The organism is Microvirga sp. GCM10011540, from assembly GCF_042650665.1.
GTDB lineage: Bacteria > Pseudomonadota > Alphaproteobacteria > Rhizobiales > Beijerinckiaceae > Microvirga > Microvirga lenta.
This window is the reverse complement of record NZ_JBHSBQ010000113.1, coordinates 1-19,743: the sequence shown is the minus strand read 5'-3', so window position 1 is coordinate 19,743 and position 19,743 is coordinate 1. Positions and strand designations below refer to the sequence as shown.

19 protein-coding genes and 2 pseudogenes are annotated in these 19,743 nt (G+C 60.9%); 8 read left to right on the top strand and 13 right to left on the bottom strand.

Annotation, left to right across the window (positions count from 1 at the left end):
* Positions 1-300: 300 nt before the first annotated feature.
* From ACFOYU_RS16725 to ACFOYU_RS16710, 4 genes and pseudogenes are all read right to left on the bottom strand, one after another.
* Positions 301-1,352, bottom strand: a pseudogene (locus ACFOYU_RS16725) (IS110 family transposase).
* Positions 1,353-1,577: 225 nt separating this feature from the next.
* Positions 1,578-2,240: a hydrolase gene (locus tag ACFOYU_RS16720; RefSeq protein WP_377034469.1), complete on the bottom strand. Its 663-nt coding sequence runs from the start codon at positions 2,238-2,240 to the stop codon at positions 1,578-1,580.
* 58 nt (positions 2,241-2,298) lie between these two features.
* Positions 2,299-2,895 (bottom strand): NADPH-dependent F420 reductase, encoded by a 597-nt coding sequence (locus ACFOYU_RS16715; protein ID WP_377034468.1) that lies wholly within the window; start codon positions 2,893-2,895, stop codon positions 2,299-2,301.
* 68 nt (positions 2,896-2,963) lie between these two features.
* Positions 2,964-3,878: a pirin family protein gene (locus ACFOYU_RS16710; protein WP_377034467.1), complete on the bottom strand. Its 915-nt coding sequence runs from the start codon at positions 3,876-3,878 to the stop codon at positions 2,964-2,966.
* 106 nt (positions 3,879-3,984) lie between these two features.
* Here ACFOYU_RS16710 and ACFOYU_RS16705 point away from each other — a divergent pair, with 106 nt between their 5' ends.
* Positions 3,985-4,962 (top strand): LysR family transcriptional regulator, encoded by a 978-nt coding sequence (locus ACFOYU_RS16705; RefSeq protein WP_377034466.1) that lies wholly within the window; start codon positions 3,985-3,987, stop codon positions 4,960-4,962.
* 44 nt (positions 4,963-5,006) lie between these two features.
* On the opposite strand, the gene ACFOYU_RS16700 is transcribed toward ACFOYU_RS16705, so the two are convergent.
* Both ACFOYU_RS16700 and ACFOYU_RS16695 read right to left on the bottom strand, forming a co-directional pair.
* Entirely contained in the window at positions 5,007-5,441 is a 435-nt protein-coding gene (locus ACFOYU_RS16700; protein WP_377034465.1) for a DoxX family protein, read from the bottom strand.
* Positions 5,442-5,707: 266 nt separating this feature from the next.
* Complete coding sequence (locus tag ACFOYU_RS16695) at positions 5,708-6,607, bottom strand: LysR family transcriptional regulator (protein ID WP_377034464.1); 900 nt, start codon at positions 6,605-6,607, stop codon at positions 5,708-5,710.
* A gap of 134 nt (positions 6,608-6,741) precedes the next feature.
* Here ACFOYU_RS16695 and ACFOYU_RS16690 point away from each other — a divergent pair, with 134 nt between their 5' ends.
* The gene (locus tag ACFOYU_RS16690) at positions 6,742-7,470 is read left to right on the top strand and encodes an SDR family oxidoreductase (RefSeq protein WP_377034463.1); all 729 of its coding nucleotides are present in this window, start codon (positions 6,742-6,744) and stop codon (positions 7,468-7,470) included.
* Positions 7,471-7,524: 54 nt separating this feature from the next.
* A complete protein-coding gene (locus ACFOYU_RS16685; protein WP_377034472.1) occupies positions 7,525-7,854 on the top strand; it encodes an Atu4866 domain-containing protein in 330 nt (109 codons plus the stop codon).
* A gap of 319 nt (positions 7,855-8,173) precedes the next feature.
* Here ACFOYU_RS16685 and ACFOYU_RS16680 read toward each other — a convergent pair whose 3' ends face one another.
* Together ACFOYU_RS16680 and ACFOYU_RS16675 are read right to left on the bottom strand one after the other, a co-directional pair.
* The gene (locus ACFOYU_RS16680; RefSeq protein WP_377034462.1) at positions 8,174-8,389 is read right to left on the bottom strand and encodes a 4-oxalocrotonate tautomerase family protein; all 216 of its coding nucleotides are present in this window, start codon (positions 8,387-8,389) and stop codon (positions 8,174-8,176) included.
* Between the two features lie 109 nt (positions 8,390-8,498).
* Positions 8,499-9,239, bottom strand: coding sequence for an SDR family oxidoreductase (locus tag ACFOYU_RS16675; RefSeq protein WP_377034461.1), 741 nt, complete (start codon positions 9,237-9,239; stop codon positions 8,499-8,501).
* 101 nt (positions 9,240-9,340) lie between these two features.
* On the opposite strand from ACFOYU_RS16675, the gene ACFOYU_RS16670 reads away from it, so the two are divergent.
* Positions 9,341-10,234 (top strand): LysR family transcriptional regulator, encoded by an 894-nt coding sequence (locus tag ACFOYU_RS16670; protein ID WP_377034471.1) that lies wholly within the window; start codon positions 9,341-9,343, stop codon positions 10,232-10,234.
* Positions 10,235-10,443: 209 nt separating this feature from the next.
* Here the strand turns inward: ACFOYU_RS16670 and ACFOYU_RS16665 are convergent, their stop codons facing one another.
* Positions 10,444-10,611 (bottom strand): hypothetical protein, encoded by a 168-nt coding sequence (locus ACFOYU_RS16665; protein WP_377034460.1) that lies wholly within the window; start codon positions 10,609-10,611, stop codon positions 10,444-10,446.
* 241 nt (positions 10,612-10,852) lie between these two features.
* On the opposite strand from ACFOYU_RS16665, the gene ACFOYU_RS16660 reads away from it, so the two are divergent.
* Genes ACFOYU_RS16660 through ACFOYU_RS16650 form a run of 3 tightly spaced genes read left to right on the top strand, consistent with a single transcriptional unit; the run spans position 10,853 to position 15,833 of the window.
* Complete coding sequence (locus ACFOYU_RS16660) at positions 10,853-12,070, top strand: efflux RND transporter periplasmic adaptor subunit (protein ID WP_377034470.1); 1,218 nt, start codon at positions 10,853-10,855, stop codon at positions 12,068-12,070.
* A gap of 30 nt (positions 12,071-12,100) precedes the next feature.
* Entirely contained in the window at positions 12,101-15,307 is a 3,207-nt protein-coding gene (locus ACFOYU_RS16655) for an efflux RND transporter permease subunit (RefSeq protein WP_377034459.1), read from the top strand.
* 55 nt (positions 15,308-15,362) lie between these two features.
* A complete protein-coding gene (locus tag ACFOYU_RS16650; RefSeq protein WP_377034458.1) occupies positions 15,363-15,833 on the top strand; it encodes a hypothetical protein in 471 nt (156 codons plus the stop codon).
* Positions 15,834-15,855: 22 nt separating this feature from the next.
* Here ACFOYU_RS16650 and ACFOYU_RS16645 read toward each other — a convergent pair whose 3' ends face one another.
* Both ACFOYU_RS16645 and ACFOYU_RS16640 read right to left on the bottom strand, forming a co-directional pair.
* On the bottom strand, positions 15,856-16,446 hold the full coding sequence (locus ACFOYU_RS16645) for a TetR/AcrR family transcriptional regulator (protein WP_377034457.1): 591 nt from the start codon (positions 16,444-16,446) through the stop codon (positions 15,856-15,858).
* Between the two features lie 305 nt (positions 16,447-16,751).
* Positions 16,752-17,003 (bottom strand): annotated as a pseudogene (locus ACFOYU_RS16640) (IS6 family transposase); the annotation flags it as partial.
* Between the two features lie 181 nt (positions 17,004-17,184).
* Here ACFOYU_RS16640 and ACFOYU_RS16635 point away from each other — a divergent pair.
* Positions 17,185-17,865, top strand: a complete 681-nt coding sequence (locus ACFOYU_RS16635; RefSeq protein ID WP_377034456.1) for a transglutaminase-like cysteine peptidase — start codon at positions 17,185-17,187, stop codon at positions 17,863-17,865.
* On the opposite strand, the gene ACFOYU_RS16630 is transcribed toward ACFOYU_RS16635, so the two are convergent.
* On the bottom strand, positions 17,862-18,272 hold the full coding sequence (locus ACFOYU_RS16630; protein ID WP_377034455.1) for an NUDIX domain-containing protein: 411 nt from the start codon (positions 18,270-18,272) through the stop codon (positions 17,862-17,864). The two genes, ACFOYU_RS16635 and ACFOYU_RS16630, sit on opposite strands and share 4 nt — an antisense overlap.
* A 1,373-nt stretch (positions 18,273-19,645) precedes the next feature.
* Positions 19,646-19,743: IS3 family transposase (locus tag ACFOYU_RS16625; protein ID WP_377032696.1), on the bottom strand; the 98-nt coding region annotated here is incomplete at its 5' end.

Sequence of the window (19,743 nt, the reverse complement as noted above, 5' to 3'; positions counted from 1 at the left end):
CCCGCCCCGGAGACGGTGCTACGGCCGGCTGCACAACCCCGGCCAACGCCGCCGGCCACCCCAGCCGTAGCGCCACGACCGATAATGCACTAATATTAACCTCGGACCACCTCGTGGGGGCCGGCCACTGGCCATCATGGATATCCGCGCGGAACTGTTCTCATAACCGGACCGGCCCATCTTGGCCAAACGGGTCACCAGAGCCCAGATGCGACGGCGCGACCGTTCTCCATCCTGTTTTCCTCTCGCAGACCTCGGCGAGTTCCAAGCGGTTAAACTGGGGTCAGGCTCCTGCTCGTCCTAACCGGCAGCCACCTCAGTTCGTGGTTCATAAGTGCGGTTCTGGCTCAGCACGCTCCAGGCGATGCGCGCCAGCTTGTTGGCCAAAGCCGCCGCCAGCACGTTGTGGTGCAGGCGTGTGGATGCGGCCGTCAGCCACGCCCCAAAGCTGTGTTGGCGCCACTTGGCCGGCCAGAGCAGCAGCACCCGGGCGGCCTGAACCAGCAAGGATCGCAGATAGGTGTTCCCGCGCTTGGACAGGCGACCCAGGATCGTGCGGTCACCTGTTGACGTCTGCTTGGGAACGAGCCCGAGCCACGTGCCAAAGTCGCGTCCTCGGCTGAAGGCAGCGCCATTCCCAATGGTGGCACCATGGCGCTGGCGATGATCGGCCCCACCTCTGGCACACTCGTCAGGCGCTGGCAGGCCTCGTCAGCCGCCACGAGGGCCTCAATCTCATCTGTGACGGCATCGATGCGCTCATCCAGATGGTGCCAGTCCTGCATCAGGCCTTCGATCAGGCGTGTCATGCGCGGCGTGAGAACATCGGTACGTTGGGCGAGAATATCCGGCAGCGCCTGCCGGAGGGCTCGCAGCCCCTGTCGCACCGCAATCCCGCGCTCGAGCAGAAAGGTGCGGATCTGGTTGAGGACTGCCGTGCGTTGGCTCACCAGCCGTGCACGAACACGATGAAGCGCTTGCAGGTCGAGCTGCTCTACTGTCTTGGTCGGCACGAAGCGCATGGTGGGGCGGAGCACCGCTTCAGCAATGGCTTCGGCATCGCGGAAGTCGTTCTTATGGCTCTTGCGGAAGGGCTTCACGAACTGGGCCGGGATCAGCTTTACATCGTGGCCAAGGGCGAGAAGGTGGCGGCTGAGATGATGGGCGCCGACGCACGCCTCCATGCCGATCAGGCAGGTGGGAATATTGACGAGGCGCTGCTCGACCTGCCCGCGCGAGAGCTTCTGGCGCAGGACGATGGCCCCGCGGGTGTCCAAGCCGATGAGGTGAAAGCTGTTCTTGCCGATGTCGATGCCAAGGGTGGCAACGTGCTGAAGCGGAGCTGTAGGCATGGCTCAAGTCCTCGTGCTGGGCGCCCCTAATCAAGGGTGCGCCGGTAAGCACGGCCGATCCATCCCATTACTGGACATCGGACATCGGTGCCAATCCATTAGAACAAGACGCTGTAGTCGGGAAGCAAACTGCGGCCTTACGCCAATGTCCTTCGAGCGAAGACCGGAACCTCCGATCTCCGCTTAGTGCCTAGACGCTTCGTGAGCTATCTTCGCTCTCGGCGTTCAGACGCCAGAGCTGGGTCGTCCGGCGAGAAGCTGGAGTTCCCAAGCCAGATTGGTTGCGCTGGCCCCGCCATGCTCAAGCATGATCTCTGCCACCTTGCCGGCTGTTTCCTCGCGAGCCCAATCCCGTTGAAGCTCCGCCATGAACACACCGGCTGTGAGCGGAATAGCACCGGCCTGTATCATCCGCTGAATTCCCATCTCGTGCGCCTCCACGCTGGTTCCGCCGGAAGCGTCAGTGACGAAATACACCTCGTATCCTTCGCCGAGAGCGTGAATGACCGGAAAGGCGAGGCAGATCTCGGTCCACAGGGCTGCAATCACGATCTTCCTGCGGCCCGTGCCCTCCACCCATCGGACGCAGCTTTCATCTTCCCAGGTGTTGATCGTCGTCCGGTCGATAGGCGTCTGCTCGGTAAAGACATCCTGGAGCGGCTTGATGAGATTCCCGCCGCGGTCCTTTAGGACAGTGGTCAGCAATGTGGGCACGTTGAACGCCTTGGCGGCCCTTGCGAGCATCACCACGTTGTTGATCATGAGGGCCGCATCGATGTTCTTGACACCGCTCACCTGGAACGGCTGATGGTCGATGAGCATCAGGGCGCAGTTGTCCGGCGTCAGCATCGCATCAAGGCCGACTCTGACAGGTTTCGACGTAATCATTGGGGCATCCTTTCAAGAGAGATTCTTCGGGAGGGTTGTCAGCAGGCGGGAGACGATGTCACCCGTGCTTCGTCAGGTTCTGGGCGACCAGCGATGCGCCGAACTGCTGGAGCAGCCCGCCCTGATTCAGTTCGCCCAATGTGATCGGCGCGAAACCAAGACGCTCGATCAGGCTGGCGGTGTCAGCATTGGCGCTGGCGTCATTGCCCGAGACGAACAGAACGCGGCGTCCGCCATCCTGCGCCGGATCACTGGCCAGCACGGCCGCCGGCAGCGTGTTGAAGGCCTTGACCACCCGTGCCCCGGGAACCATCTCGGCGATGATTTCCGTCGAGAGGCGACCTCCAAGATCCTTAGGTGTGAAGGCCGGGAAATCGATGGCGTTTGTCGCGTCGACGACGATCCGGCCATTCCATTGGGCAGAGCCCTGAACCGCGTCAGCTACGGCCGTGAAGGGAACGGCGAGGATCACCAAATCCGCTTTCAAAGCCTCAGGCAGGGTCGTTGGCTTTACGTGCAATCCGAGCTCTGCAACCAGACCCGCGAGGGATTCCGGCGCCCGGCTGTTGGCGATCAGAACGTCGATGTTGCTGCGGGCGAACTGGCGGGCGAGAGCGCTGCCGATCGCGCCCGAGCCGATGACGGCATAGGTCATGGCACAGAGATCCTTCTGGAGGGTTGGGAGGCAGTGAACATTTCAGGGCAGAGCGTGACGCGCCGATGTCACTTCAGCCGGAAAGGCGGGGTGTCAGGCAGGGGGATGAACTCGGTCTCGCCGGGAATGCCGGGGAACTGACGATCACGCCAGTCCTGCGCAGCCTGCTCGATGCGCTCGCGGCGGCTCGACACGAAGTTCCAGTAGATGTAACGCTTCTCAGGCAGCGGCTCACCGCCGAGCAGCATCAGGCGAGCGGCACCGACCGCACGCAGCACGATCTCCGCACCGGGCTTGAACACGACCAATCGGTCCTTGCCGAAACTCCCGGTCTGCCCAGCGACCTCGATCTCTCCGTTGATGACGTAAACCGCCCGCTCGACATGCTCCGCATCGATGCGCAGGCGCGCTCCATCGTTCAGAGACACATCGGCGTTGAACAGATCGGAGTAGGTGCGCATCGGCGCGGTGCGCCCATGCAATGAGCCGGCGATCAACTTGAGTCTTATGCCTTCCCCTTCCATCTGGGGAAGTTCGTCGGCGTTGGCGTGCTGGAAGCCTGGAGCCGTCTCTTCCTGATCCGAGGGCAACGCCACCCAGCTCTGAAAGCCGAACACCGCCCCGCCGCTGGCACGTGTTGTATTGCTGCTCCGCTCCGAGTGCACGATGCCGCGTCCAGCCGTCATGACGTTGACTTCACCGGGGCGGATCGGTTGCACATAGCCCTCGCTGTCGCGGTGCAGGATCTCGCCCTCTATGAGGTAGGTCAGGGTTGCAAGCCCAATGTGAGGGTGTGGACGCGTATCGAGACCTTCACCCGCCTGAAAAGCGACAGGGCCGAAGCTGTCGAGAAAGATGAACGGTCCGACCGTGCGGCGGTGCATGGACGGCAAGGCGCGGCGAACTTGGAAGCCATCGCCGAGATCGCGAACAGCCGGCAGAATGATCTGTTCGACTTCGGCGGCATAGGACTGAACGGTCATGGCATTGTCCTTTCCAGCAGTAGCAAGCTGTGTGAGGACATTGAAGGCGATTTCCCGTATCCGGAAAACTGGCATAATATGAACCGTAACGTTCGAGGAAATCGAAATGTCGTCCAGTCCAGGGATTCCGACACTTGATCAGCTGCGGATCTTTCTCACCATTGTGGATGCGGGCAGTTTTGCCGGTGCGGCCCGCAAGCTGGGTCGGGCGACATCCGTCATCAGTTACTCGGTCGCTAACCTGGAGGCGCAGCTCGGGGTGTCGCTCTTCGACCGCGAATCCACCCGCAAGCCTCAGCTGACCGAAGCCGGCCGGATGGTCTTGGCCGAAGCTAGGACTGTCTCCAACGGGGTCGATGGGCTGCGCGCCAAAGTCAGAGGGCTGCTGCAGGGTTTGGAGGCGGAGATCCACCTTGTACTCGACGTGATGCTGCCGGCTTGGCGCGTGGTCGATGCTCTCAAGGAGTTCCGTGCTGAGTTTCCGACGGTTCATCTGCGGTTGAACGTCGAGGCGCTCGGAGCCGTCACCCAGATGGTTCTCAACCGTTCCGCCTCGATCGGAGTGGGCCTGCCCCTCGATGCGGAGATCGCCGGGATCGAGCGGATTGGCGTGGGCAGTGTCGAGCTGGTGCCTGTGGCTGCGCCCAATCATCCACTGGCCCGTGCGGGTCAGAATGCGCCGGGTGCAGGACGCGATCACATCCAGCTTGTGCTGACTGACCGCTCACCCTTCACGCAAGGTCAGGAAATGGCCGTCGTGGCAACACAGACGTTGCGTTTGGCGGATCTTGGCTCCAAGCACATGCTGCTGAGGGAGGGCATCGGCTGGGGCAACATGCCGGAACCGATGGTGCGCGAAGACTTGGCTGCCGGCCGGCTCGTCCCCCTCGACATGCCCGACTGCCGGGGAGGATCCTACCGGCTGCAGGCGATCTATCGAACGGATACGCCGCCTGGGCCTGCCGGTTCATGGCTGATCAAGCGCTTTCAGGAGCAAGCCGAGAGCCCGACGGCAAGGGCCGACGAAAATGCTGCCCGCTTCCTTGCGGGCGGCAGACCGCGAACAATAAAGGCCGCGGAGTGAGCGCGGCCTTTCGTATTGATGTCGATTGATCTGAAGGCAAGTCGTTAGCGGCGAGCATCCAGGCTGAAGCGGCCTGCTCCGAAGGCCACAACCTGAAGCAATCCGCCGACCATGGCGATGTTCTTGAAGAAGTGGATGAACTGGTTCTGATCCGCAAGATTGCCGTGGAACGCGAGCGCCGTCGCAAGAGTGAAGCCTGCGAGCCCTGCCGCAACGAGCCGCGTGCGATAACCTGCGATCAGTGCAAGGCCGCCCAGGACCTCAACAATGACCGCAAGAGCGAACCCGAGAGGCGCCAGCGGCAGGCCTGCGGATTCGATATAGCCGATCGTTGCGGCCGGGGCGGCAATTTTTGAGGCGCCTGAGATGACGAAGATGGCGCTCACGAGTACTCGGCCCGCGAGAGGAGCAGCATCAGCAAGGGCGAAAGCTGAACGGCGCTGAGTGTGGGTGTGAGGGAGGGCTGCTGAGTTTGACATGGCGATAAATCCTTTTGAAAGAGCGCGGTTTGTGAAAAGGCGCCGTGGACAGAAGAAAAGATGCCATCATGCGGCATAGCGGAAAAGATGAATAAGATGGATCAATAGGTTCGATAAAATCGAATATTCTCGATGCAGGATGAAAGTTCAGGTTAACTATTTCTGGCACGTTACGGAGGTAATGCGTTGGTCTGCTTGCTGACCTTGAGCAAGCATCCGTGAAAACATGAGGCTCCATGTCTGGCTCACCTCATGCCATCGGCGGTTTAGGGATCCCGGCGTCTTTGTCTCAGGTAGTCGATGAGGACACGGAGCTTGAGCGGCACATTCCTGCGAGTCGGATAGTAGAGGTAGAAGCCGGAGAACGGCGGGCAGAACTCTTCCAGAAGCGGCACGAGTTCAGCTCGGGCAATATAGGGACGGAAAGTCTCTTCCATGCCGAAGGTGAGGCCTGCTCCGGCGCAAGCAAGACGGATCATCACCCTCATGTCATTGGTGGTCACCCGAGGGTTCACGTCGACAGTAAAGTCACGCCCGTTCTCGGTGAACTCCCATCGGTAGGGGGCGACCTGCGGGTTTGGTCGCCATCCTATGCAGCGATGCTTTGGCAGATCCTGGGGATGCGCCGGCGCACCATGCCGCGCCAGATAATCAGGGGAAGCCACAACCGTCTGGCGCTGCTCATTCGATACCGGAATGGCGATCATGTCCTGCTCGATTACCTCACCGAGACGCACGCCGGCATCGAAGCCCTCGGCCACAATGTCGAATTCCTCGTCCGTGACAGTGATGTCGAGGCGGATGTCGGGGTATGTCGCAAGGAAGGCTGCCAGCAGTGGGCCGTTCAGGAATCTCTCGGCAATGGAGGAGACTGTTATGCGCAGCATGCCGCTGGGCTGTGCGCGCATCTCGCCGACGGCTTCCATGGCAGTGCTGACATCGTCGAGCGCGGGGCGCACCGCCTGATAGAGCCGCTCTCCGGCCTCGGTGAGATGAACGCTGCGGGTCGTGCGCTGAACCAGCGCCACACCCATCCTCCCCTCAAGGCGTCTGATGGCTTGGCTGACGGCCGAGCGAGTAACGCCCAGGCGTTCGCTGGCGGCCCGGAAGCTGCGTGCTTCTGCGACGGTTACGAAGACAGTGATGCCAGCCAGATCTGTGCTCATTGGTCACAAAATCTTACCAGCGCATTCATGATTGGCAAGTCGATTGCGCAGATCAGTCGAACTACCTTTCGTCCATGAGCTCGGGACCGCCGCATCAAAGGTCTGGGCACAGGTTTGGGTGAAAGGAGAAATCCATGTCCGAGATGAAGGTTGTTTTGATCACCGGCGCCTCCAGCGGGATCGGTGAGGCGGTGGCTCTGGAGCTGTCCAAAGCCGGGCACACCGTCATTGTAGGCGCACGCCGGACCGGCCGTCTGCAAGACCTCGTCAGCCGTATCGAGGCATCCGGCGGAGTCGCACGGGCCCACCGGCTCGACGTGACATCACGAGATGACTTCGCCAGGGTGGTGTCTGCAACGCTCGAAGAGTTCGGTCGCATCGATGTGATTGTCAACAACGCGGGTGTCATGCCGCTCTCGCCCCTCAGCGCTCTCAAAGTGAGCGAGTGGGACCAGATGGTGGACGTGAACATCAGGGGAGTTCTGAACGGGATCGCCGCTGTGTTGCCTGTCATGGAAGCCAGAGGGTCGGGTCACATCGTCAATGTCGCGTCCATCGGTGCACATCGGGTCTCGCCAACGGCTGCGGTCTATTGCGCGACGAAACACGCAGTCTGGGCGATCTCAGACGGTCTCCGGCAAGAGACGGATCGGTTGCGGGTCACAGTGATCTCGCCTGGCGTGGTCACGAGCGAGCTCGCCGAGACGATCTCGGACGAGAGCGCCCGGGAGGCGATGAGGGAGTTCCGCAGGACTGCGATCCACCCGGACGCCATCGGACGAGCGATCCGCTATGCGATCGAGCAGCCCCCGGAGGTGGACGTGAGCGAAATCATCGCTCGTCCGACCGCGAGTCCTCACTGAAGAAAGGAGCATGCGATGCCAAGGAGCACACTCCCGCTCGTCCTTGCTGCCGCAATGGTCGCCGCACCATGGGCGCTCGGCCAGCCTACGAGCGCCAACCAACCCCCAGTCAAGGAAGCAACAGAGATGGCAGGTCACCCTTATATCGGCATGTGGGTCACCAAGGACGGCCACATCCGTCAGGAGCTTCTCCCGAACGGCCGTTATGATGAGGCTCGGGGCAGCCGCAAGAGTGCCTATCGGGGGCGCTACGAGATCCGCGGCGCCAAAATCGACTACTGGGACGATACAGGGTTCACGGCCGACGGTGAGTTCATTGATGGCGTCCTCCACCATGGCGGAATGCTGTTCTACAGAGAAGGGCAGGCAGAACGACGTCCTTGATCCTCAAGACGATCCCTGTCGAGGTCATGTGCTCCTCGACAGGGCCAGTGTCTGGTCATGGCACGAGGCGGAAGTAGATCGAACATCCGCACTCGTGCGGTGAGCGGACCTTCTTACTGCCTCGTCTGATTGTGCAGTCCTCTAAGCCGTTCGCTGCGGATCGCTCTTGTTGCAGATTTGAAAGTCAACGTCCTACCAACGTCCGTTAGGTGCGTGGGGATTACCGGACATTGCCGAACGCACGCGATCTTCTCAGCTTGACCCACAGCAGACAAAGCGCACGTGCCTCGACCACGTGGGCTGACGTAGTGCTCAGTCATCACTCTTCGTTGGCTCGATAGTCCTGCGGGATTATGAAGATCTCATCAGCGCGCCCATAGCCTCCGTCCTTTACTTCTTCAATGAGCACCATCGTGTGAGGCCGTGCCGCCTCGGAGAAATACTCGACCAGCATATTCGTCGTCCGATGCATGATCTCCTCTTTCTGGGTCCTGCTCAGGGCGCCTTCAGGGGTCTTGATGTTCACAAACGGCATTGCGTTGTCCTTTCATGGTTGAGTAGTGTTGATGCAGAAGAGGTCCAGCCAGTGAACTCCTAGAAGGTGAAAGAGCTTCAGGTCACAGTGTCCTCTTCATGGCACCTCGTCAGATCACGCCGCCATTGGCACGTATCGTCTGCCCGTTGATCCAGCCGCCCTCGGGGCTCACCAGGAAGGCCACGACGGATGCGATGTCCTCCCGCTGACCAAGCCGCCGCATGGGATTCATCCCGACAATGGCCTTCACCTGCTCGTCCGACTTGCCGTTCAGGAACAGGTCAGTTTCCACTGGGCCCGGAGCGACCGCATTGACCGTGATCCTGCGCGGCCCAAGCTCCTTGGCAAAGACGTGGGTTAGCGCCTCGACGGCAGCCTTCGTGGCCGCGTAGACACCATAAGTCGGCTGGTAGAGCCCGACGACGCTCGACGAGAAGCTGACGATACGCCCACCATCCCTTAGACGTCGTCCCGCTTCCCGCAGGCCGCGGAAGACGCCACCGAGATTTGTGTCAACCTGCACCTGGAAGCTCTCATCGTCGACCTCGATGAGCGGCGAGAGCGTCATCACGGCCGCGTTGTTGACGAGGAGGTCGACGCCGCCAAAGGCGCCTTCTGCCGCATCGAATAGGTTGGTCATTCCCTTCGGGCTGCCGATATCGGCCTGGACGGCCAAGGCCGTGCCTCCCTCGGCGGAAATAGCCGATACGACCTCGTCCGCAGCCTCTGGGTTCGTTGCGAAATTGACGATGATGGCTATGCCGTCACGAGCCAGCCGTCGAGCGATGGCAGCTCCGATGCCTCTCGAGGCTCCTGTGATGATGGCGACCCGCTGGGCCTGGGTGGTCATGACATGCTCCTACCTCTTGATGGGGTGGATGTAGACCTACGGTCTGGCCTAAACAATTGCTGGAGAATTGACATCAGAGTTCGGCCATGCTGAACAATCGCATGGATCGCCTTGACCGCATGCAGCTCTTCGTTCGTGTGGTGGAACGCCGCAGCTTCGCGGCTGCCGCCGCCGACCTGACACTTGCCCGCTCGACAGCGACCGAGGCGATCAAACAGCTCGAGAAGGATCTCGGCGTACGGCTTCTTGAGCGAACCACACGCCACGTGACGCCGACCCTCGACGGCAAGGCTTTCTATGAGAGATGCCTTGCGATCCTGGCAGAGGTTGACGAAGCCGAGAATGTGTTTCGCGATGCCCAGCCCCGGGGGCTGCTGCGCGTCGATGCTCATGGCCTGCTGACACGGACCTTCCTTCTGCCGCGACTGCAGGAGTTCCTCGACCGCTATCCCATGCTCGATTTACAACTCGGGCAGGGTGACAGATTGGTCGATCTCGTTCGCGAGGGTGTGGACTGCGTGATCCGCGCGGGGGAGGCGGATGACAGTGGCCTGATCATGCGCCGCCTTGGCACGATCAGAGAGATCACGTGCGCCAGCCCGGCCTATTTGGAACTGCACGGCATCCCTCAATCGCTGAACGACCTTGATGGGCACACGGCTGTCGGGTTCGTGTCGTCTCGGACCGGGCAAGTCATGCCATTGGAGTTCATGGCTGACAGCAGGGTCCGGTACATCAGCCTGCCGTGCAGGATTACGGTCAATAATTCCGATACGATGGCCGAACTCGCCCGAATGGGGTTCGGCCTGATCCAAGCGCCACGATACCGTCTGAAACAAGATCTGGACAACGGCACCCTGGTGGAGGTGTTGTCGGACTGTCCGCCGACGCCGACGCCGCTATCTGCCCTTTATCCGCAGAACCGCCATACGGCCCCGAGATTGCGTGTGTTTCTCGACTGGATCGGCGGGATATTCGCGGAGGCAGATCTTTAGACGAGCTCTGATCGCTCGCCTTGAGTGTAAATCGGCATCGAGTACGGCCCCTTGGGCCGTCTGCCGTTACGCACATGATGTTGCTAGCGAATTCTTAGCATCAGCGGGGTCATCGTCGGCGCCGATAATGACCCCACCAAATTCCTATTTATGCCGCTAAGCCGACGCGTTGCGCCTCCCTTGCGAAGGGTCAATGCTTCGGTGCCCTTTCACACCGGCGTGAAATACCAGCCCTTCGTCCTCGTTCGGTCGGCATGAGCCGACGGACCAGCCCTGATCAGGAAGGGTGAGGGTCTCCTCTCGTGCTGGGGCAGGGCGTGATGGACGGTCTTCTGGCGCACGCCGCTGAACCATAGGGTGCCGACCCAGCGGATCATGGGATTTCCTGTTGGGCGGTTTCTCGTCAGCGGACATCAGAGTGTGCAGACGGCGAGGCGGCGTGTGTGCCAGCGCACATTGGTGTCGCTGCTGGGGAGCCCTCAGAGTTCTTTTTTCGTACCGGCCGATATAAAAAGCTCAGGCCGCCTCTTTAAAATTGTACCGAGCGGTATTATACCGATTGGTACGAATCCGGCGATCTTCAGGTGCTGGATGATCCTCCGAGTGAGCGGCCTGACCATGACAAGTGTTTCTACAACCCGATTACTGACCTCCCTCGGCACTGTGAGTGTGATTCTGGGCGGCGTCGCACTCTGGTCCACACTCGGCAGCACGACAACCCGGGGCAGCGACACGGGGCCAGCGCCGTCGGCCACGCCAGCCATTGTCGCCGCCGTCTATAGCCGCGACGTTTCATTGTGGGAGGAGTTCTCGGGCCGTCTTGAGGCGATCGAACGGGTCGACCTTCGTCCCAGGATTCCCGGTGCAATCGAGTCGATCCATTTTCGCGAAGGTTCGTTAGTCAAAAAGGGTGACCTCCTCTTCACCATCGATCCTGCTCCCTACATCGCTGAGGTCGAGAAGGCGGAGGCTCAGGTCCGTGCGGCCGAGGCCAATGTTGCCTTTGCTCGCGGCGAGCTGGAGCGCGGCATGAAAATGACCGCTAACCAGACCATCGCACAGCGCGATCTGGACACACGATTGAGCAATGTCCGCGAAGCCGAGGCCAACCTGAGCGCCGCCAGTGCCGTCGCCAAGGCCGCGCGCCTCAACCTGTCCTACACCGAGGTGCGTGCGCCGATTTCCGGACGGGTGGGGAAGATCGAAGTGACTGCAGGCAATCTCGTTAATGGCGGATCCGGCGCACCGGTCCTGACGACCATCGTCTCGACCAACCCAATCTACGTGAGCTTCGACGCGGATGAGCGCGCGGTACAGCGGGCTCTCGAGACATTGCCCGTCGGAGGCGACCGGCGCGACCATCTCGCCCGGATCCCGGTCGAGATGCGCTCAGGGCCGGAGGCCGAGGTCGTGCCCGGCAAACTGCAGCTCATCGACCATACAGTGAGCAGCGCCAGCGGCACGGTCCGCGTGCGTGCGGTCCTCGATAATGGCGACGACCGCCTGATGCCGGGCCAGTTCGCGCGCGTCCGGTTGGGCCAGGCCAAGACGATGCCCGCACTTGTCGTACCCGAACGAGCCATCGGGGTCGACCAGGACAAGAAATACGTGCTTGTCGTCGACTCGGCGTCGAGGGCGAATTACCGCGAGATCAAACTCGGAGCTTCCGTGGACGGGGGGCGCATCGTTACCAGCGGCCTCAATCCGGGCGAGCGGATTATCGTCGATGGCCTTCAGAAGCTCCGCCCGGGCGCACTTGTCGCGCCGCAAGCCGACAGGCCTGAGGCATCCGCTGCGCTTCGAACACGGCGTTCTTCCGCCTCGGCGGAGAATTGATCGCACCACAAAGGCTCGAGGGCCGCCACCATGAATATCTCCCGCTTCTTCATCGACCGTCCGGTCTTCGCTGGGGTTCTGTCAGTGCTCATCTTCGTGGTCGGATTACTCGCCCTGCGGGTCCTGCCGATCTCGGAATATCCGGAGGTCGTGCCGCCCCAGGTCGTCGTCCGTGCGCAGTATCCAGGCGCGAATCCGAAGGTCATCTCCGAGACCGTGGCGGCCCCGATCGAGGAGGCCATCAATGGCGTCGAGGACATGCTCTACATGAGCAGCCAAGCGACCACCGACGGCGTGCTGACGCTCACCGTGACCTTTGCCCTTGGCACCGATCCGGACAAGGCGCAGCAACTCGTGCAGAACCGGGTCTCGCAGGCCGAGCCTCGGCTGCCCGAGGAGGTGCGCCGTCTGGGCGTTACCACCGTCAAGAGCTCGCCGGACCTGATGATGGTGGTTCACCTGCTGTCGCCCGACAGTCGCTACGACGTCACGTATCTGCGCAACTACGCTGCGCTCAACGTCAAGGACCGGCTCGCCCGGATTCAGGGCGTGGGTCAGGTCCAGCTGTTCGGATCGGGCGATTATTCAATGCGCGTCTGGCTGGATCCTCAGAAGATCGCCGAGCACGGTCTCTCGGCGAGCGACATCGTCAATGAAATCCGCGCCCAGAATGTGCAGGCGGCGGCTGGCGTCGTCGGAGCTTCGCCCGGCCTGCCGGGGATCGATCACCAACTGTCGATCAGCGCACAGGGGCGCCTTCAGGACGAAGAGCAGTTCGGCGATATCATCGTCAAGACAGGCGACAACGGGGAGATCACCCGCCTGCGCGACATCGCCCGCATCGAACTGGGCGCGGCCGATTATGCCCTGAGATCCCTCCTGAACAACAAGCCGGCGGTCGCCATTCCGATCCTCCAGGCGCCGGGGTCGAACGCCATTGAGATCGCCGACGACGTTCGTGCCGAGATGGAGGACATCAAGGCCAACATGCCGGAAGGCATCGACTTCCAGATCGTCTACGACACAACCCAGTTCGTACGCGCCTCGATCGACGCGGTGGTTCATACGCTGCTTGAGGCCGTGCTGCTCGTGGTGCTCGTGGTGATCCTATTCCTGCAGACGTGGCGGGCCTCCATCATTCCTCTCGCCGCCGTTCCGGTCTCGATTGTCGGCACGTTCGCGGTCCTGCAGGGTCTGGGCTTCTCCATAAACGCCCTGAGCTTGTTCGGCCTCGTCCTCGCCATTGGAATCGTGGTCGACGACGCGATCGTCGTGGTCGAGAATGTGGAGCGCAACATCGAGAAGGGTTTGAGCCCTCGACAGGCAACCTACAGCGCCATGCGGGAGGTTTCCGGGCCGATCATCGCCATCGCGCTGGTGCTGGTGGCCGTATTCATCCCGCTGGCCTTCATCAGCGGCCTCACAGGACAGTTCTACAAGCAATTCGCCGTGACCATCGCCATCTCGACGGTGATCTCGGCTATCAATTCGCTGACCCTGTCGCCAGCCTTGGCGGCCCTTCTCCTTCGTGATCACCATGCGCCGAAGGACCGGATCACCCGTATTATGGACGTGCTTTTCGGCTGGCTTTTCCGCCGCTTCAACACGATTTTCCATCGGGGGGCGGATGCCTATGGCACCGGTGTGAGGCGAGCGATCGCCACGAAGGCCCTGATACTCCTCGTGTATGTGGCTCTGCTGGGAGCGACGGGCTTCCTGTTCAAGATCGTGCCCGGCGGCTTCGTGCCGGGGCAGGACAAGCAATATCTGGTCGGCTTCGCCCATCTGCCGCATGCCGCGACACTCGACCGGACGGACGGCGTCATCCGGCAGATGACTGAGATTGCCCTGAAGCAGCCGGGCGTCGAGCACGCCGTCGCGTTCCCCGGCCTGTCGATCAACGGCTTCACCAACAGCTCGAATGCCGGCATTGTGTTCCTGACCCTTGCGCCATTCGAGGACCGTCAGGATCCGCACCTGAGTGCCGGGGCGATCGCAGCTCAACTTAACCAGAAGTTCGCCGCCATCACACAGGCAGTGACCGCAATCTTTCCGCCTCCGCCGGTGCAGGGGCTAGGTACGATCGGCGGCTTCAAGCTGCAGATCGAGGATACGGCCGGCCTCGGCTACGAAGCGCTCGATCGCGCCACGAAGGACTTCTTGGCTATGGCAGCAACGGCGCCCGAGCTTGTGGGATTGTTCTCGAGCTATTCGATCAACGTCCCTCAGCTCTACGCGGATATCGACCGAGCCAAGGCGCGTCAGCTCGGGGTTGCGGTCTCGGATGTGTTCAGCACGCTTCAGATCTATCTGGGCTCCGTCTACGTGAACGACTTCAACAGGTTCGGGCGGACCTACTCGGTGCGCGTTCAGGCAGATGCTCCATTCCGGGCGCGCGCGGACGATGTCGGCTTCCTGAAGGTCCGTTCGAGTTCGGGAGAGATGGTTCCGCTGACGGCCCTGTTGAACATCCGATCGAGTGTAGGGCCGGAGCGCGCGATGCGATACAACGGATTCCTCTCTGCTGACGTCAACGGACAGGCGGCTCCGGGGTATTCGTCGGGTCAGGCGCAGGCAGCAATCGAACGGATCGCGGCGGAGACTCTGCCGAAAGGTTTCAGGGCCGAGTGGACCGAGCTGACCTATCAGGAGATCCTTGCCGGCAACTCGGGCATGCTGGTCTTTCCGATTGCCATTCTGCTCGTCTTCTTGGTCCTTGCGGCACAGTACGAGAGCCTGACACTTCCGGTAGCGATCATCCTGATCGTGCCGCTGGCGCTGCTTGCGGCTTTGGCCGGCGTGTGGTTGACGGCAGGAGACAACAACGTGTTCACCCAGATCGGGCTCATCGTCCTGGTCGGCCTGTCGGCCAAGAACGCGATCCTGATCGTGGAGTTCGCGCGTGAGCTCGAGTTTGAGGGACGAACCCCCGTCGAAGCAGCGATCGAGGCCAGCCGCCTGCGCCTGCGGCCGATCCTGATGACTTCGCTCGCGTTCATCATGGGCGTCGTGCCGCTGGTGGTATCGACGGGAGCGGGGGCCGAGATGCGGGCTGCCATGGGCGTGGCCGTGTTCTCCGGCATGATCGGGGTGACGGCATTCGGCCTGTTCTTCACGCCTGTCTTCTACGTCCTCGTCCGTCGATTAACGGGGAACCGCCGCCTTCAGGATCACTCTGAGCCGGCGGTCTTGGATTCGGACACAAAGGCGCTCCCCGTGGAGGAACTGGTAAACTGAACGAGGGCGAGGGACGCTCTCTCAGGCGACATCGCTCGCAGATTGGACACCTACTATGTATCCGTCTTGGAGAAGCCTTCGTCCTGCTGTCATTCTCGCGCTGTCTCTTGCCGCCAGCCTATTCTCGGGAGACGTGAGAGCCGAGGAGGATTACCGGATCACGAACGAGGTGGTCCTGAGCGACGTGCGTGTCTCGCCGGCGAAGGCGGGCGGCCGGACGCAGATTACGTTTTTGCTGGAAAACCGGAGTGCGGAGCGGGTTTTGTTCGGAGGGATAACGGTTGCCGATGCTGGGCAGTCCTCGATTGTTGCCTCTCTCGGCAGCGGGGGTACGACAATCCTGGACTCAATCCCTGTCGCTCCGGGTGAGGTCCTTTCAGTGGACGGAGAGTCACTCTGGATCAAGGTCGACAGGCTGGCAAAGAACCTTCAGCCTGGCGGAGAGATCGAGGCAACCGTGAACTTTGGAGCCGTCGTTATTCCGATCACCCTAAGGGTCGCTGACGTCAACAAGCCATCCAATTGAGGAATAGGGAGCGATCCAGCCTTTAGCGCGAGACAGTTGGCCAACTCCGCATAGAGACGTCGACCACACGGTGGAGCTCCTCGCGGGAGGCACCCGATGCGGCTCTGACCGCCATTCCTAGGCCGATCGACACGACATAGCGAGCCCAGTCGGCGGGATCCTCGTCGCCCGGAAAATCGCCGTTACTTCGTGCGTTTTCCAAGCGGTCGCGCAAATTGTTCTCGTTGACCATCCGACGGGCGATGAGCTCCTCGCGGATGGGCTCGCTCGCCTCGCTGCAGGCGACCGCCCCGTTCACGCCAAGACAGCCGGGAGGGCTCATGGGGTCGGTCAGGACGTCGACATAGCCGCGCAGGAGCCGCTCAACCGCTTCCCTTGCCGTCGGCGCCTGAAGGGCCTCGTGCGCGAAGCACAGGTGCTGGCGTTCATAGAGATCGAGGGTTCGGCGGAAGAGATCCTCCTTGTTGCCGAATGCTGCATAGAGACTGGGGCGAGTGATGCCCATGGCTTCCGTGAGGTCGGAGATGGAGGTGCCCTCGTAGCCCCGGCGTCGAAAGACCTGAAGCGCGATGTGCAATGCGTCGTCGGGATCAAATTCGCGATGGCGGCCCATGGTTCTCTCATCCTGCTGCCGGAACGGAGGATAGGTCACGGACGTTGCGGCTGCATAATATACCAATCAGTACAGTAAACATTTCTGCGGAGAATTCAAGATTTTACCCGGCAAAATTTGATAGCTCGGCTAAGCGCCGCTGTTGGCCTGTCGGCTGTGCTCCCCCGAAAGTCAGATTGAGGATGGCAAACGCGCGGCACAAAAAATCGGGCATTACCCCGTAACGGTCTATGCGGATCTTGTCGGCCAATGTGGGGAGGACAGGATTTACCTTCCACGACAGCTCCATAAATTACCTCATGAATTCAAACGGAGAGCAGATCGAACTGCTCTGTGAGTGACGGCTGAGGATTCCGGGAATATTTGGCCTGTCCTTTACGCATCATGTGAATCACTTCGATGCCGCCCGGGATCACTCGGACCGTAGCAATCAACTTGAAGCCGAGCACCGGTCGAAACCGCCGCTCGATGGCACGGTGGCCCTGTGCACTGCGGTTCTTGAGGTAGGCACTTTGTCGGATCCTGATCGGATTCAGATGACAATGATCCAAGAGGCGGCGTCAGCCGATTAGGCACTGTGTGGCAATCATCAGCGTTCCGAGCTTTTGTGCGAGGTGCTGGAAGACCATCCAGTACCCAGCTTCATCTGCACTGAGAAACGGTCGTTCGAGCGGGTTGTTTTAAGACCCCGTTTACCATGATTGCCCATCGTATTGGCTCCATGACCGGAGCCTAGCCATGGATCATGTTGATCATGCCCTCTATACTTGTCGCGACCTGCGCGGCGGCACCAAGCCAAGTGCTCTGAAGACGGCGCTGATCGGCATAGCGCTTGCCACACTTGCGTGTTTTGCAAGCTCTGCGTCCGCCCAAACCTTGCTTTCCACGCGAACAACTGACCTCGTCTGGGTGATCGGACCTGCAGACCCGACCCAGGCGTGGATTGAGTTCTGCCAGAGACACCCTCATGACTGTCGTCTCGATCTCTCACAGTCTGCGCGGATTTCGCTGAGCTCGCAGGTAGTGGCAACCCTTAAGCAGGTGAATGAGAGCGTAAACTCGTCGATTCTGGGCGTCACAGACCAGGATCATTGGGGTGTTCTCGACCGGTGGGACTATCCTGATGATGGTTTTGGCGACTGCGAGGACATCCAGCTTCTGAAACGGAGGCTGCTGGTCGAGGCTGGCCTGCCCCATCGGGCCATGCGGATGGCAGTCGTCATTGACGAACAGGGGCAAGGACATGCTGTGCTCATGGTCCTCACCAACCGTGGCGACTTTATTCTCGACAACAAGCGAAACGCCATCCTGCCTTGGTGGCGAACAAACTATGCTTTCATTAAACGTGAAGGCACGAACAGCAGTACATGGGTCGCTCTCGGAGATCAGCCTGCACCATTGCCAACGGCAAACCGTTAGAAGATGCCGGGTCTCACGAAGAACTCTCGAACCACACGCGTGTGTAGCGGAAAAGCTGTCTCGACAGGCTCATGAATGACGAGAACCTCCGAGACCTCAGCGTCATGGACGAACGGCCCAACGTGCCTGACGGGAATGCTCTTGCAGAAAAGCAGGTTTTGCTGACGATCTGGGGTGGTCTCTACTGTCACAGCCCGCAGGGTCTCAGGAGCAATCACGACGCCTGTTTCCTCCAGCACCTCCTGCGCCCCTGCCTCCTGCCAAGTCTGACCAAGCATTTGATAGCCGCCAGGAAGCGCCAGCTTACCCTGACCCTCGCCAAGGAGGGCACGACGGATCATCAGCAAACCTCCCCGGAGAGGCACCAGTACCACCACGACAGTGGGTGTGTTGTTATAATGAACCATCTCTGCACCGTTCTGCCTTGCCTGTTGCTGTGGAAGCCGCAGGCCTTAGCTAAAGCGGACCGGGCGGAGCGGAAGAGGTGAGGTATCATGATTGGCAGGGTCAGGATTTTTCATGAGACCTCTTCCGCACCCCCTGTAGGTGCTTTCTTGAACCAGCCTTTGGTGGCGGGCCTCCCTCTTGATTTTGTCCTCTCGTTCAGGATTGCCTTCTGCCGGCGGTGCATCTCCGACGTCCAGAACCCACCAGCCGCTCCAGCCAGATGTTCGCGGCACTTAGCCAGAGGCTCAGCCAAAGGTTCTTCGGCATGTCGAACTCGACTTCCTATAGCTACGACGGGCAGGCACATCCCTCCGAACAGCATCACTTAGCTCAGGTTCCATCTTTCTCGGGCAAGTACTCCGCGCCGCCTCTGCTCCAAGTGTGGTAACCCGCACACTGCTCATATGCTTCGACCTGCCGCAGAAGCTGGCCGGCGACGGTTCGCGCCGGAATCCCTCATCGCCGGGTTCGCTGCCCAGGCGCTGGTGCATGTCGCGCAAACGCACCTCAAGGGCACGCCTGAGGACGGCCACCAAAGTAGGCTCCAGCAGCTTGGTTCTAGAATGGATGATGTTCCCCTTGCGGATTCCGGTGTAGTTGCTGGCGCTCCCGATGATGTTGGATCCTGTACGGGCGCTTGGATCTGTGCGGATTGGGCCGCTCCCGACGCGAGCTTGGATGGAGCCTCTGGCGAAAGCTATGGCTCTTCGACAATTCGGGCACGGGCTGTGGTGCGGGTTTGAGTGTCCGTTGATGCTCTGTCGGATCAGTTCGGACTCCAGCCTAGGCTCAGGCATCTGTCCGGGTTCAGGTTCTTGGCTTTGTTCATCCAGGGCTGCCGGATTGAGCCATGACCCGGAGGTGAGGCTCGATTGCGTGTGGCTCTGGCCCAGGCTTCAGCGCTGATGCTTTTCGTGGCAGTGGCTTGGCCCCTGACTTGACCTGCACCCCCCTTTGCTGTGCGCTCTCTAAGGCCACCTTTGGCCGCTCTCCGGCTCGCTGGGCTACGGCGTTGGGCAACGGGGGAGGGTGCGGCGCCGTCTCTCGCAATTCCCAAGGGACAAGGGCACAGCCATGGAGTACCCATATCTGCGAACAGACCAACAGCGTGATGGTCAATGCTGGCGGTTCCATCGCGCTTGAGCCCTACCGCTCCTACGCAAGCCTTAGCACCAAAACCGTTTCGGGAACGATGACAGCCTCAGGTTCGCCGGCAACAGTGGTCTAGTTGGGTTCGAGGAGGTTCGAGGTGCGCGATTGATGTTCTGTGCTCGGACGCTGTAGCGAGGGGCTGTTCGGGCTGTTGATCTTCCCTCGATTAAGTGGACACCGGTTAGCTCGCTGTCCGCTCTGCTTGCTCGGGCGTGAGATACCCGAGCGCCGAGTGAATGCGCTGCCGATTGTAGTAGCCCTCGATGTAGACGAACAGAT